Here is a 14,454-nt window from a genome sequence, read left to right on the forward strand (position 1 = left end):
GATAAGGGCAAGTTCTGATAAGAGTTTTGGACTAATATACGCTAAGTTAATAGAGAAAAAGAGTGTTCCGGGAATGTTCTTCCCGGAATTCTTGCTATAAGGATAAATTATGCAGCAGACAGCAGATACGAATTATATTGATTATGGAGGAAGCTATGCTCACACCTGACAGACTTGAAAATGACAGACGTTTTAGTGCTTTTGATAACGGCGAAGTTTTATATAACAAAAAGAAAAATCATCTCCCTGCAATGGGATGGAACAGCTGGAATGCCTTCGGAAGCGGAAACACAGAGGCCCTTACCAAGGTTATGGCGGATAAGATCACGGAGCTTGGTCTTGATAAGCTTGGATATGAATATGTGATTCTTGATGACGGTTGCTACAAGCCTGAGAGAGTGGATGGCAGACTTTCAAATGAGGAGAATAAATTCCCTTCAGGCTTTAAGGCTCTGTCTGATTACATTCACGATAAGGGACTTAAGTTCGGAATGTACAATGACATAGGAACCAACCTCTGCGCAGGAGCTGCGGTAGGAACCTGCGGTCATGAGAAGGAGGATGCCAAGAGCTATATAGAGTGGGGAGTAGATTTCTTGAAGGTGGATAACTGCTACTATCCCTTCGACAATGCGACATTTTCCAATCCTGAAAATGCTGCTTATACCTTTGCACCAAATATAAGAGCTATTAAGCTGGTAGATAAAGCGGATAATAGCGATACAGAGTGTATACTTCCCGCTGTGGAGGCAGAGCTCACAGGAAGTCGTGCAAGCATAGAGGATGATCATATAACAGGCCTTGGAACCTTTGATGGCACAGGTCCTGAGTCATCACCAGTTGGAATTAGGAGTAGCGAGCTTATTTTCCATGTATCCGCAGCTGATGAGATGGCAGAGTATGAGATAGAGGTTGAGTATCAGGCAGGCGCCAGAGAGGGTGTTGGCAACTGGCTTCAGATTGCTGTAAATGACGAGCTTATCTTTGATGATTTTCTTAATAAGGATATGATACCTGCCCTTAAAAAGGAGGAAGGCGAAGAGGAGAAGGAGCTTTTACCCTTTACCTGGAGTGAGCCCTTAAGGATAAAGCTTAAGAAGGGTGAAAACACGATCCGTCTTATGAACCACAGAAGACAGGAGAATACTCTTAATTCCTACGCAAGACTCCTTAAGGAATTATCTAACATTAATCCTGACAATGAGATTATTTACTCCGCCTGCGAGTGGGGAAAGACTCATCCTCAGAACTGGGCTTATAAGGTGTGCGATTCCTGGAGAATACTAAATGACATAACCTTCCGAGTTGGAAGTGATGGAGATCCTGGACACGGTGCGTGGGTTGAGGATTATACCACCAGCGTGACAACTCAGTACAACAAGGCAGTAATCATGGATGAATTCGCAGGCCTTGAAAAGGGCTGGAATGACCCTGATATGCTCATGATAGGAATGAATGGTCTTGATGAAACTCAGTGCAGAACACACATGACAATGTGGTGCATGATAAATTCACCGCTTATGCTGGGACTTGATTTAAGACGTGTTCAAAAGGGTGACTGGATCTATAACATTATCGCTAATAAAGATGCTATAAGAATAAATCAGGATGCTCTTGGAATTCAGGCAAAGAGAGTGTATTCAACCCTGCAAAAGACAGAGCCTGACAAGGAGTATATCAGAGACATAGACAGGATTGATGTTCTTGTAAAGCCTCTTGTAAATGGTGATTTTGCCATCAGCTTTATCAATGTAAGCAAAGAGGATAAGAACCAGAATATAAGCATTGATATAGATAAAATCAGGGAGCTTTTTGGAGATAAGATAAGGAAAGCTTCAAAATACAGTGTTAAAAACATCTGGACAGGGGAAGTATCAGAGAATGCTACAGGGGCTTTTGGGGCCACATCCATTAAGGCTTGTGATAACCTGACATTTATAGTAACACCCATAGCCTGAAGAAAAAGCGGATTGGAATAATGAATATAGAAGCCTTTATTGATTACATAATAAGTGAATACGAGATGGCTCATTCTGATAAAAATGATATTGATATAGATCATTTCTGGAAGGAAGTGATGTCATATTTTTCAGAGGATATGCTTGGGAGCCCTGTTAATAAAAAGAGTGCTGCCAGGATTTTATATGCCTTTTCAAGGATAGTTTTGAAGCTCCCGAATTTAGACTGGATCAGGTCCAAAAAGCTCAGGGATATCTATGAGTGCCGCGTGTGTGCAGAAGCCATAGCGCAGATGTATGAGCGCGGTATCATAGATGGTGTAGGACCCTGTATATTTGGAATAAACGACACTATGAAAGCAGAAGAACTGCGCATGGCAGTCGAAAAAATGGTTCAAAAAAATACAAATATTATATGGAGTTTATAATCTGATTATATTTGTCTGTTAAAGTAATAATATACACGTATCATGGCATGCTATTGGTCTTATGAGGTAAGTGCATGGCGATAAAAAATGCGAATTATTATGGATACGACAAAAAAACATTAGAAGATTGTTCGGCATTCATAAACAGCACAAACAGAAAGCACGTTGAGATCCTGAATGGCTGGTTTTTTGCGGTCAATGTTTTGTGTATTGCTTTCAATGCATTTGGACTATTTAGTGTCAATCAGAGCAAGATACATCTCTATACCATTTTTGCTGTTATAGCTGCGGCATATATAATTGCTGCCAGATTAGTGGGTAAGAGGGACTCCACAATAGGAGTAACCATTCTTTCCGTAGCATGTATTTTGACATGGATGATCTTTTCCGTACAAATATCTATTGATCAGCCATACATGGTTGCAACTTTGTTTATGGTAATGACGGTTGTACTTTCCTTTTCCTTTATTGCGACAATGCTAAGGGCACTGCTTTTATTGGGAATATGTACGGCTGTTTTTCTTTATTCTTCTTTTAGTGTTAAAACTGCGGCCATAGCAACGCAGGATCTGTATAACGCTATTATTTTCCTGACTCTTTCCATAGGACTCCACTTTGCGTTCCAAAGAGCAAGAGTTCAGCAGTTTATTACTTATCAAAAGAACATTCAGATTCAAAGAGAGTTGGAGATACAGTCCAGCTTTGATGCGCTGACTTCACTTCTAAATCGCGGCAGGTTCTTTTCTCTGGCCGGAAATATCCTTAACAAACCACATGATGAATATATGGCTATATGCCTGCTTGATTTGGATGAGTTCAAGCAGATAAATGATAAGCTGGGTCACCAGATGGGTGATAAGGCTATCCAGATTGCAGGCCAGACTATTATAGATACTCTTGGAATAGACATGGCCGAAAAATGGGCATTCCAGGATAAGGTTATTACCGAAGGTGTGAGCTTCCCTGGAAGGCTTGGTGGTGATGAGTTTATTGTACTTATCAAGGGAAAGAAAAATCGTGAGGAGGTTACAGAAGTCCTGCAGCAGATGCTTCAGGCACTTAATGCTGTCGAGATTGGAGAGCTTCACGGAATTCATGCATCCTTTGGTGTGACAGAGATTACAAGAGAAGATATGGATATTGATGAAGCTTATAAGCGTGCTGACGAAGCCCTGTATGAGTCCAAACGTGCAGGCAAGAATCAGATACGATTTGTAGATATTGCAGATTAGGGCAGGGGGGAACACTATGGTTTGGAATAATCCAAAGTTAATCGATCTGCTTATTATATTTGCAATTATAATTGTAGTGCTTGCTACTATGTCCCTTTATTACTATCACATGGGTAAAAAGCGGGCTGCAATTTTACTTGAACTTCTGGTGGGAATCATTGAGGCTGATAATCCGAACCTTGGAGGACATTCGCTTTATGTTCACAATCTCACAATGCTTATCTATCGCTTTATGCCATATCCCCAGAAGCTCCTTATCAGGGAGAGAGATCTGCATTATGCAGCACTTCTCATGGATATTGGCAAGCTTGGAATTCCCTATGACATTATGGAGAAGAGTGGCAAGCTTGATAAGGAAGAGTGGGACATAGTAAAAAAGCATCCGGATATAGGTGTCAGAATGCTGGGAGAACTTCCTGGATTAAACAAGGCACTTTCGTATGTTCTTTATCATCATGAGAGGATAGATGGTACAGGTTATCATCAGCTTAAGGGGGATCAGATTCCGCTTGGAGCAAGGATAATCGCAGTTGCGGATACATATTCCGCACTTACAATGAACCGTTCCTATAAGGCAACCTTATCTTATGCTCAGGCCATAGCTGAACTTAGGTCGGTAGCAGGCTCGCAGCTTGATGAGGGGATTGTTAATTGCTTTTGCAACATACCTATGAGCAGAATTCAGGCATGTATGGATGATGTTCGTAGAAAAATGAAGATTTCATCTGAGCACAGAAAGGGGAGCTGAAGCATGTGGTGGAAAAAAATGGTTTCCGTCCTACTTGTGGCAGCCATGATGACGGGAGCGATTTCCTGTGGGAAGTCTAATAGCTCAAAACGTGAATCGGGAGTGGATCCGGAGACGGCTCCGCATATTTCGCTTGCGCTCAGATCCGGAGTATATTCTGATGCTATCCAATCCTGCCTTGCAGATTTTGAGAGAGAAAATCAGGTAATATGTGATGTTTATGATTTTGGTGAGGAAGAGCTTCACAGTGGTATTCTTGAAGATGCTACTAATGCAGAGGGGAAATACGATCTCTGCATGGTTGATGGTTCCTGGAAGGCAGAGCTGACCACTGAAAATGTACTTTTGAATTTATCAGCGGAAGGGTATGAGCTGGATGACGACATAATAGAAGCGACGAAAACTATCTGCTATGGCGAGGGTAATCTCTATATTGCTCCTTATTATGGCAATGTGACGGTTCTGTTATTTAATAAAGACCTGGTAGCAAAAGCAGGATTTAAAGGAGAGGAGCTCTCATCACTTGAAGCTATAAAAGACGTGTGCAAGGTTACCAAGGAAAAGGGTAATCTTGGCTTTATGTACAGAGGTGATTCGCCCAATAATTATGTGGTTGATTTCCTGCCGATTCTTTGTTCATTTGGTGGCTGGGTTGTGGATGAGAACAACAAGCCGACGGTAAATACGAAGGAATTCAAGGATGCCATGAACTTCTATCTGGAGCTCATCGCTACAGGAAAATCGGAGAGCAGAGATGATCTGATTATAGCCATAGCTAATGGTGCAGCTGCCATGGCTGTAGGCTGGCCTGGCTGGTACACTCCGACCACCAGATCTTCTTCGGATTATGTAGCAATACACGGGAGAGTTACAGATGATGCTGTAGAATACAATGCAAATGTATATGGAATATGGACTATAGGAATTCCTAAGAACAGCACCAATAAGGAAATGGCAATTAAGCTCCTTAAATATCTGATGGATCCGGAAGTGCAGAAAAATACCATAGAGTACGGCGGAGTTCCCTGTAGATATTCAAGTCTTACCGATGAAAAGATCTTAGCTGATAACCCTCCCTTTAAGGCAGTATGCACGGCACTTGAAAATGGTGTTTACAGACCTGTGATGAAGGAATGGCCAAGCTTTTATACTATTCTTGGAAATGAGATGGAAAAGATTATCTCAGGTGAAAAGAGCGTAGATGCAGGACTTGAAGATGCACAGAAAGAGCTTGAGGAAATGCTCGAAAACAGCTGATAAAAAACCTTCCTCTTTGTTATATAAGCAAGGAGGAAGGTATTATTTTGCCGTGGCGAAAGTCTTTTATAATTATTCAGATTCTTGGCGCTATGCCAAGCTTTGCATGCATGATCTTTTTACTCTCATACATTCTCTTATCAGCGAGAAGATATACGCTGTGTGAATCTCTGTGGTTAAGCTCTGTGCTATAGGCAAAGCCAGTGGCTACGCTTCGTCTGTAGCCGGGATAGAGAACGTTCTTAACCTCCAACGCATCCTTAAGTCTTGTGATCAGAGTCTCGACTTGGTTGAAGTATTCCTCTTTTAGTATGGCCACAAATTCATCTCCGCCTATTCTTGCTATAAAGGCCTTTGATTCAAAGCACTGTTTTAGCACGGATGCGAATTCTATCAGGTATTTATCACCTGCTGCATGGCCTTTTTTATCATTTATTTCCTTAAGACCATTGAGATCCAGACTTATTATGCAATATTCATCTGTGCTTTTATCAAGATCAGACATATATTTGTCGTATCTTGAACGGTTCGGAAGATCGGTAAGACCATCTGCGTACGCCAGATGAGTAAGTGACGCATACTCTTTTCTCATGGCGAAGGATTCGGAGATGTATATGAAGTAGTTGATCAGGTTGGCAAATACAAATATCAGTCCGCCCATGGGGATAAGCCTTGAAGTCAGCATGGACAGAGGGATTATGCGAACGAGCTCCAATGTAAAGGCTATGAAATTCACCGGGTAGGACATTGTAAAGAAGGTCAGCCCCACCATTTGGATGATTTCTGCCGGAAGCAGTTTTTTCTGTTTTATGTCCTTATAAAAAGTGGCGCATAAGAACAATGAGCACATGATGGAGACACACTGGAAATAATGGAGTGTGCGGTCCATATGCATGATGTTTAAAAAATGAAGCGCTATCAGAGTAAGACATATGATCGTGCTTGTTCCGGCCACAACAAGGAAAATCCAGTCCTTGTAGTGGTCCTGAATACATCCGATTATTGTGTAGGTCAGAGGAATCATCAAATATAGTGAGAAATATTCAACCTCTGAGGATTTGGAATTCGTAAATAGAAAGAAATCAAGGAGATTGAAGTAGGTCAAAATCCAAATTCCCAGATCTACAAAAAGTATTGATGAAAAGAGTTGCGACAGGATAGTTGGCAGGGTCTTATAAAAACTAAGGGTTATGATACAGAAGGCCGCACCAAATATTATAAGGAAAATACCTGAAGCCAGAGGGAACATATTCTGGAAAAGGTAACCCCTTATAACGTCATGATACTCTCCGTAGATGGGAGGAACAAAGTATGAGTATGTGGCTTTTTCAGGTACATGTAGGTCAATCCTTACAGAAATGGGTGTGTCCTTCCTGGGAAGCGTTATCATATTATTGCTTTTTCCGATGAAGGATCCTTCTTCAAGCAGATCATTGAAGCCTTCATCTATAAGCTCATTATCAGCAAAAAAATCAAATGCAGAGTATCTTGAAGGAAACATGATCGTAGGGAATACATAAGTGCTGCTGGCAGGTATGACCCTGGACAAAGAAATAGTAGCGTCCTTTCCTGTAGGGAAGGTTATATTATTTGGAATATAATTCAGGTCTATGTTCTCATATACGGTGTCACCAATAGTAATGGTCCAGCCATCGCTTATCCGTTCCATTTTTTTCTCATACACAGGATAGAAGAGATAATGGCAGATTGCGGCCAGGATAAGGAATGTAATAAAGGCAATTATCAGAAACAGGATTCGTTTACGCATGATCTGCTTCACCTCCTTTGCCGTGGAGAGAAGAACCTATAATATCGTTCACAAATCTGTCTATTTTGGAAGCGTGGTGAGATTCCTTTTCCTCATACATACGGTTATCGGCAAGCACAAAAACGCTGTTAGCGTCCTTTTCGCTTACTTCATTACTGTAAGCAAATCCACAGGAAGTGGATAGATTAAAGCTTTTTTCTGTCTGGTTAAATGTCTTAATGCGAGATCTCAGATCGTCGATAAGCTTCTCGCAGGTGCCTTTTACGGGATTCTCAATTGCAATAAGGAATTCATCGCCACCGGTTCTTCCTATAAGTGCTGAGCCCGCAAAGGTCTGCTTCAGAATATCTGCAAAGGAAGAAAGCATGCGGTCGCCCTCCTGGTGCCCCAGGCTGTCGTTTACTGTTTTCAGATTGTCCATATCCAGACTTATCAGGGCGAAATTGCCCTGCACTGATGCCATGTACTGCATACATTTTGCACGGTTCATAAGACCTGTCAGGGAATCGGTATAGGCGAGACCTTCAAGGTGTTCCTTCATGTATATGGAATTGATATGCTCGATTCCGTGGTAGAAGTAGAACACGAAAAGGCATAGCACGAAGCAAAGGGCACCGATGGTCATGAAGTTGATGTCCACGGATACTTCGCCGCCTGCTACGAAGAATTTGAAAATGTTGTATTTTATGATGTCAACAACGGAGCAGATTATGAAAATAACCAGGCCCAGAACCAATACACTGTCAGAGGTTCTGGGGGTAAACTCCAGAGATTTTTTCTGTTCGTTATATCGCTTTGCCACATTCAGCACAAGCTGAGGAAGAATCATAATCGCCTCAGAAAGAGCAATAATGTGGAGTGTAGATACGAAGTTATTTATATGAACAACTTTGAAAAGATGCAGCGCTAAGGTAATGATCGGGAAAAGAGCATTGATAGCTATGAGTGTTTTATTAAGGATGGTATTAAGCTCCGGGTGCGATGAAACGAGAAAAGTAATAATTGCAAAGGGTACTGAGTACAGAGTCACATATTCAAGCAGACAGAAATAAACCTCATTATCGGAAATGAAGCAGAATATGTCGTTGAATGCCAGGTTATAGGCGCCAAGTACAAAGGATATGATCGAACTGAATATCAGGGAAAGATCGTGACCGTGATACATGTATAAATAGGATGAAAGCGTAAGTAAAAGGAATGCAAACAGGGTCAGAAAGCCTCCGATAAAGAAGGGAAGGCGCTTTTTCTGGATATAGGCAAGCTCCACGTCATTGCGATTGCCGTAGTAGACCTCTGAAAGACCTGAAAATGCGTTGTCTTCGTAAACTCTGAAGGTAATGGTGATGCGCTTTCCGCCTACCTCGCTGATGTTGCCCAAAGGGATAACGTTAAAATGCTTGGGAATCAGTTCACCTCGCAGAGCATAATCATCTCCGTAGGAGTAGATTACCTTGCCGTCTATGGTTGCAGTAACAGCTGCCTGGATTGATCTGAACATAAGGCAGGCAGAGGGCACTTCTTCTTTGGGAATAAGCCTGCTGATCACGACTATATCATTGGTGTTGGCGGTTCCGATATCAAGATTTTTAAGAGCCGCGTTCTCCACCTCGAAATCACCATGCTTAACAGACCATCCTTCATTAAGAATGGTCATATAATAAGTACTTGGTGTGGTCATAAAAGCGCTGCCAAACAGTATCAGAATAACCGGGATTAGTACAAGCAAAATTGGCAGCAGCCACACATTTATATGCATGTAATCTCGTAATCTCATAGCAGTCTCCTATTATTAAGTATAGCAATAATCGTAGGCGTGGTTTATAAAAAAAGAGTTTATTTTCTGAATTTTGTATAACAATAAAGCCCTGAGACTCTTTCGAACTCAAGGCTTTTATTAGTTGGGTTTTAAAAGCTTCCGCTGCTTCCGCCGTGGGATGTACCGGAAGAACCACTATGGGTGGAGGATCCGGAGCTTTCTTTAGGTCTTGCAGTACGGGTAACAGCTTTTCTCATAAATCTGTCGCTCTTACGTGTAAGAGCAAGTCCCTTCTGGGAGTAGTTTGATGCTCCAGCTTCCCTGTGAACTGTCTTTAGCTGCTGTACGAAACCAATCAGCGGGATAAGTGCCAGAACCAGTCCGGCAACCAGGCAGATCAGGAACTTGGGGAAGTTAAATGTTCTGCGCGTTTGGATAATGCCCAGTCTGTAATCGCAGGCTGATATGAATTTATCAAACGCACTGTAGTACTCACCGGCAGATAGATCACTACCGCACTTACTTATAAGAGTTTCCTGCGCTGAGTCGGTGTAGACCTTAATGGCACTACCGGTTGTGGTAATATGCCACTGTCTGCTGCCCATATCTATGAGAAACAGGATACCGTCATGGGAATTGCCATAACCGTAGCCGTTATAATCATAGAAATCATCGCCGTACTCTTCGACGGTTCTGTTACCGAGGGTGTCAACGGTTACCAGCACAATTGCGGAATTATACTTTGATTCCACCTCGTAGATGTGGCTGGCAAGGGAGTTCTCCTCATCATCTGTTAGAAGATCAGCTGCATCAACAACCGGGAACAGAGATCCATCCTGGCAGTATACCGGAGCTACCATGCCTTCGCCGTCGGCCTTTGCTGTGAAGGGCATAAGCAGCGGCATGATCAGTATCATGCAGATCATGAGCACCGATGCATAATTAAGTTTTCTTTTGTATTTCATAAACTGACCCTTTCACTAACTGTTGATAATGATTAAGCAAACAATAATTGCCAGAACCGTGAAGCCAAGTGCTGAGAGCAGATATAAAATAAGTGCTCTGCCCTTGTCTACAGGGAGATTTCCGACAAACTTACCGCTCTGACCATTCATGGCAAACAGATAGTTGTTGCCATTCCAGCTGGTATTAAGGAGCCAGACAGGATAGAGGGCGTATTTATGTCTCAAGCCTCTGACGTTTTGCTGCTTAGAGGTAATAGCTACGGTAGAATATCCGGAAACGGAATTCCTGATATCGCTTTCTACTGTGTGCTTCATACGCTCAACAATATGTGTTTGGGTGTCTTCAGCCTTGATGTCATATCTGTTAGCCAAAAAGCCTGCGAGATATCCGCCGTTAAAGGGCACTGCCTCGCTGAAATTAAAGGGCTCAATGGATTCCATCAGGTCATCAGGCATCTCTTTTGATGCATCGTGAGGAACATTGGCAAATTCTTCGACACCGCTTCTCTCTACATTGTAGTAGCTGGTCTCGGTGTAGTTGTAGTCACTGTCACTCCAGGTTCTTACCTTGGTTGCAGAGAATTCGTAGTCGCCATCAACCTTGCCGTCATAGAGCCAGTAAGGAATGTATATACCACGAATCTTATCAATGTGATTCTGTGCGAAGAAAACCTTGGGTAAAAGGAGCTTCCCTTTTACATAGCCTGCGTAGGCATTCATGGCATCCTGCTTGCTTTTTTTGAAGGGGATGACATAGTCCGGACGAAGGTCGCCGGCAAACTTCTCCTTAACAACCACATTGTTACTGCAGAAAGGACAGGTAAGTGAGCCTTCATTTTCAGAGGCCACAATCTCGCCGCCACAGGACTGACAGGAATAAACAACCATTCCGTCAGTTTCACCGGGCTGCCACTCATTGCCTTCATGCATCCACTCGTTGCTGTCAGCCTTTGCATCCTTATCCTGTTCCTCTTTTCTGGGAGCAACATAATCGCTTACCTTGATCTTGTTATCGCAGTAAGGACATGCCAGGAGCTGACTAGCCGCATCGAAGTTCATTATCCCGCCACAGGCGGGACATTCGTATTCAGTTAATCCCATAAATCAATTTCCTATTAAAATATTTCCTGTTTTTGAGCCATCAAGCCGATTATGGTCTGGGCTTGCCGCAGTTTGAACAGAATTTGCCGCTGTTTACAGTTCCGCAGGAGCATGTCCAGTCAGCGCTGGGTCTGGGCTGTCCACAATTTGAGCAGAAGTTACCGTTGTTAGCGGTTCCGCAGGAGCATGTCCACCCAGCCTGGCTCTGGGGCTGCATCTGAGGCTGCTGAGGAGCTGCCTGAGCCTGCTGCTGACCCATAGCGAAGAGGTTAGCTGCGCTTGCGCCGCCTGCCTGCTGAGCCATGTTCATTCCTGCAAATGCCATCATGGGGCCTGTACTTGTATTCTTTGCTGCATCCTGCATAGCCTGAGCCTGAGCACCAACGAGAGCGCCTGCAGCCATGTTGGGATTGGAATAAACAGCATTCCTCTGAAGCTCTTTGATCATCTTCTCGTCTTCTTCAGAAGCGTTTACAGAGTTGATACCGAAGGTAGAAATCTTGATACCATAGGTGTCACACCACTTTGAAGAAAGTACTTCGTTGAGTGCGTCAGCGATCTCGGTTGTGTGTCCGGGAAGTGCACTGTAACGAACGCCTGCCTCTGAAATCTTAGCAAATGCAGGCTGAAGAGCTGTAAGAAGCTCACTCTTAAGCTGAGATTCGATATTCTCTCTCTTATACTCGCCTGTGAAGTTACCGCAAAGGTTTGTATAGAAAAGAATAGGATCGATGATCTTGTAGCTGTATTCACCGTGGCAACGGATAGAGATATCAACATCAAGACCGATGTTTCTGTCTACTACGCGGAAAGGAACCGGGTTAGCGGTGCCGTACTTGTTGCCGATGATATCCTTTGTGTTGATGAAGTATACGCGCTGGTCGTTACCTGCGTCGCCGCCAAAACCAACACGCTTACCGATTTTCTTGAAAGTTTCTTTAATGTTAGAAGAGAGATCACCATAGAAAAGTGAAGGCTCTGTGCTAACGTCATAAACAAATTCGCCGGGCTCTGCGCAGATTTCAGTTACCTTACCCTGATCAACGATAAGCATGCACTGTCCGTCTGCTACAGCAATGATTGAGCCATTTGAAATGATGTTGTCGTTACCCTTTGTGTTGGAGCTTCCCTTGCCGGTTCTCTTTGAAGCCTTGATCGCAAGTGTGTCTGTAGGAAGTGCATCACAGTAGAAATAGTCCCTCCAGGAATCAGCAAGTACGCTTGATGCAGCGCCAATTCCAGCTTTTAAAATACCCATACTAATATATCCTCCTTTTTGTCATTTATTTAACGTCAGCTATTTGCAGTTAACGTTAAAAAGGCATTTGTTTTGTCTGAACAATTTCAGACACTGAAAAAATTATACCACAATAATCCTGGTTATAATAAAAAACATGAGCAAATAAAAGCCATTTTGCCGCTTTTTGCAAATATTCGTACACATCTTGCAGCCGCGTAGGGAATAAAAAGGTATTCATTTGCTATATAATAAGTATTCATGCGCTTTTGTGCGGTATAGAGTATAATAGAGAGTGAGTTATTACAAAATGGAGCAGGTTGCCCTGATTATATGAAAAAATGTAAATTGACGTATTTGAATAAAGAATATGAAATATTTGAGGGAACCCTTCTGTCTGAGTTCATGATAAGGAACGGTATTGAACAGGAAAGGCCCTGCGGAGGAACGGGAAGGTGCGGAAAATGCAGGGTGAAATTCATCTATGGAGCACCAAAAACCGGAAATGCTGACAGAAGCTTTTTGACAGAAAGTGAGATCGAAGCAGGGATAAGGCTCTCCTGTAGAGCTGTCATTACCGAGGATGCCAGAATCGATAAGGTCTATTACAGCGATAATATATCCGATAATCTGCAGAGCGGAAGTAAAGCCCCCATAAAAAAGCCTCAGGCTGATGAGATTAAAGGTGAAGTCAGCATAGCTCTTGATATAGGAACGACTACTATCGCGGCTGCCGTGATGCAGGAAAAAGATGGAGACGATCCGGAGCAGGTCTCCAAAACCACGATCATGAATCATCAGCGAAGGTACGGGGCTGATGTGATTAGCAGGATACAGGCTGCAAACTCCGGAAAGGCTAAGGAGCTTAGGGACTGCGTCGTAGATGATATAAAAAGTATTACCGCGGGACTTGAAATAAAGCAGATGATGATCGCAGGTAATACCACAATGCTACACCTTCTTACAGGGGACTCCTGTGAGGGACTTGGGAAAGCTCCCTATACGCCAGTCAGATTATCTTATCCGAAGCTTAAGGCGAATGAACTTTTTCTATATAAGGAAGAAAGGGAATCAGAAACGGAGTGCCTGCTTGCTCCAGGGATATCGGCATTTGTTGGTGCCGATATAGTTTCCGGAATGTATGCTCTTTCCTTTGACAGGATTCCGAAAGGGAAGCGATACATGCTGATTGACCTTGGTACTAACGGGGAGATGGCAGTTGCTGATTCCGAGAGGATAAGCGTATGCTCCACGGCAGCAGGTCCTGTGTTTGAAGGCGGGGGAATATCCTGCGGAATGCCAGGGGTTACCGGAGCAATAGAGCATGTAACTCTGAAGGAGGATGCGGAGCTTGGGGTTATAGGCGGTGAGAAGCCCTTAGGAATCTGCGGAAGCGGTGTGCTGGAGCTTGTTTCTGAGCTAAGGCGTACCAAGGCAATAGATGAAACCGGACTTTTTGAGGATAAATATTTTGAAGAGGGCTTTCCTTTATATAAGGGGGATGAATCTACCGAAGGAATATTTTTTACCCAGAATGATATAAGAGCGGTCCAGCTTGCAAAGGCCGCTATAAGAAGCGGAATAGACACTCTCCTTGAAGCACATGGCTGCAGACCTGAGGACATCGATAAGGTGTATCTGGCGGGAGGCTTTAGCGAGCATCTTGATACCTCTAAGGTGAGGTTTTTAAAGCTGCTACCTGAGGAGTTTATCGGAAGAGATGTATGTGAATGCGTAGGTAATACTTCTCTCTTAGGCTGTATTAAGGTGTTAGGTGATAAGGATTTTACGGACAGAATGAATACAATAGTAAGCATGGCTGTGGAAATAAAGCTTGCTGAGACAGACGAGTTCGGAGATTCTTTTATAGAAACGATGAACTTCTGAAAAGTTAAATGTTTATAAAAATTTTATATTTTACACAATGTTTTTTGAACGGGCGCGATTGATTTATGATTCTGTTATACTTATAATAGAACGATAAAAGATTTTTTAAGAGGTAAG

11 protein-coding genes are annotated in these 14,454 nt (G+C 42.9%); 6 read left to right on the top strand and 5 right to left on the bottom strand.

The features are described from left to right. Window positions 1–155 precede the first annotated feature (155 nt). From G601_RS0100595 to G601_RS0100615, 5 genes are all read left to right on the top strand, one after another. On the top strand, window positions 156–1,958 hold the full coding sequence (locus G601_RS0100595; RefSeq protein ID WP_051205428.1) for a glycoside hydrolase family 27 protein: 1,803 nt from the start codon (window positions 156–158) through the stop codon (window positions 1,956–1,958). A 20-nt stretch (window positions 1,959–1,978) separates the two neighbouring features. Beyond that, window positions 1,979–2,386, top strand: a complete 408-nt coding sequence (locus G601_RS0100600; protein WP_026664143.1) for a hypothetical protein — start codon at window positions 1,979–1,981, stop codon at window positions 2,384–2,386. Window positions 2,387–2,460: 74 nt separating this feature from the next. Continuing rightward, window positions 2,461–3,618 (top strand): GGDEF domain-containing protein, encoded by a 1,158-nt coding sequence (locus G601_RS0100605; RefSeq protein WP_026492394.1) that lies wholly within the window; start codon window positions 2,461–2,463, stop codon window positions 3,616–3,618. 16 nt (window positions 3,619–3,634) lie between these two features. Continuing rightward, the gene (locus G601_RS21385) at window positions 3,635–4,366 is read left to right on the top strand and encodes an HD-GYP domain-containing protein (RefSeq protein WP_051205430.1); all 732 of its coding nucleotides are present in this window, start codon (window positions 3,635–3,637) and stop codon (window positions 4,364–4,366) included. Between the two features lie 3 nt (window positions 4,367–4,369). Then, complete coding sequence (locus G601_RS0100615) at window positions 4,370–5,623, top strand: extracellular solute-binding protein (RefSeq protein WP_081673329.1); 1,254 nt, start codon at window positions 4,370–4,372, stop codon at window positions 5,621–5,623. 76 nt (window positions 5,624–5,699) lie between these two features. Here G601_RS0100615 and G601_RS0100620 read toward each other — a convergent pair whose 3' ends face one another. The 5 genes from G601_RS0100620 to G601_RS0100640 all read right to left on the bottom strand — a co-directional run bounded on the left by G601_RS0100620 (window position 5,700) and on the right by G601_RS0100640 (window position 12,471). Further along, window positions 5,700–7,391 carry a GGDEF domain-containing protein gene (locus tag G601_RS0100620; RefSeq protein ID WP_026664145.1) on the bottom strand — a complete coding sequence of 564 codons (1,692 nt, stop codon included), beginning with the start codon at window positions 7,389–7,391 and terminating at the stop codon, window positions 5,700–5,702. Further along, window positions 7,384–9,165, bottom strand: a complete 1,782-nt coding sequence (locus G601_RS0100625; protein WP_026664146.1) for a GGDEF domain-containing protein — start codon at window positions 9,163–9,165, stop codon at window positions 7,384–7,386. The genes G601_RS0100620 and G601_RS0100625 overlap by 8 nt, the downstream gene beginning before the upstream one ends. A gap of 131 nt (window positions 9,166–9,296) precedes the next feature. Further along, window positions 9,297–10,112: a TPM domain-containing protein gene (locus G601_RS0100630; protein ID WP_051205433.1), complete on the bottom strand. Its 816-nt coding sequence runs from the start codon at window positions 10,110–10,112 to the stop codon at window positions 9,297–9,299. Window positions 10,113–10,127: 15 nt separating this feature from the next. Then, window positions 10,128–11,213, bottom strand: a complete 1,086-nt coding sequence (locus tag G601_RS0100635) for a hypothetical protein (RefSeq protein WP_026664148.1) — start codon at window positions 11,211–11,213, stop codon at window positions 10,128–10,130. A gap of 49 nt (window positions 11,214–11,262) precedes the next feature. Next, on the bottom strand, window positions 11,263–12,471 hold the full coding sequence (locus tag G601_RS0100640) for an SPFH domain-containing protein (protein ID WP_026664149.1): 1,209 nt from the start codon (window positions 12,469–12,471) through the stop codon (window positions 11,263–11,265). Between the two features lie 336 nt (window positions 12,472–12,807). Between G601_RS0100640 and G601_RS0100645 the strand changes: the two genes are divergently transcribed. Then, a complete protein-coding gene (locus G601_RS0100645; RefSeq protein ID WP_207638000.1) occupies window positions 12,808–14,337 on the top strand; it encodes an ASKHA domain-containing protein in 1,530 nt (509 codons plus the stop codon). Window positions 14,338–14,454 lie beyond the last annotated feature (117 nt).

This window comes from Butyrivibrio sp. FC2001, from assembly GCF_000424125.1.
Taxonomy (GTDB): Bacteria; Bacillota; Clostridia; order Lachnospirales; family Lachnospiraceae; genus Butyrivibrio.

Bases quoted from the DNA above. Each gene is read 5' to 3' on its own strand.
- G601_RS0100595 (WP_051205428.1), top strand. From the start codon at position 156: ATGCTCACACCTGACAGACTTGAAAATGACAGACGTTTTAGTGCTTTT.
- G601_RS0100600 (WP_026664143.1), top strand. From the start codon at position 1,979: ATGAATATAGAAGCCTTTATTGATTACATAATAAGTGAATACGAGATG.
- G601_RS0100605 (WP_026492394.1), top strand. From the start codon at position 2,461: ATGGCGATAAAAAATGCGAATTATTATGGATACGACAAAAAAACATTA.
- G601_RS21385 (WP_051205430.1), top strand. From the start codon at position 3,635: ATGGTTTGGAATAATCCAAAGTTAATCGATCTGCTTATTATATTTGCA.
- G601_RS0100615 (WP_081673329.1), top strand. From the start codon at position 4,370: ATGTGGTGGAAAAAAATGGTTTCCGTCCTACTTGTGGCAGCCATGATG.
- G601_RS0100620 (WP_026664145.1), bottom strand. From the start codon at position 7,391: ATGCGTAAACGAATCCTGTTTCTGATAATTGCCTTTATTACATTCCTT.
- G601_RS0100625 (WP_026664146.1), bottom strand. From the start codon at position 9,165: ATGAGATTACGAGATTACATGCATATAAATGTGTGGCTGCTGCCAATT.
- G601_RS0100630 (WP_051205433.1), bottom strand. From the start codon at position 10,112: ATGAAATACAAAAGAAAACTTAATTATGCATCGGTGCTCATGATCTGC.
- G601_RS0100635 (WP_026664148.1), bottom strand. From the start codon at position 11,213: ATGGGATTAACTGAATACGAATGTCCCGCCTGTGGCGGGATAATGAAC.
- G601_RS0100640 (WP_026664149.1), bottom strand. From the start codon at position 12,471: ATGGGTATTTTAAAAGCTGGAATTGGCGCTGCATCAAGCGTACTTGCT.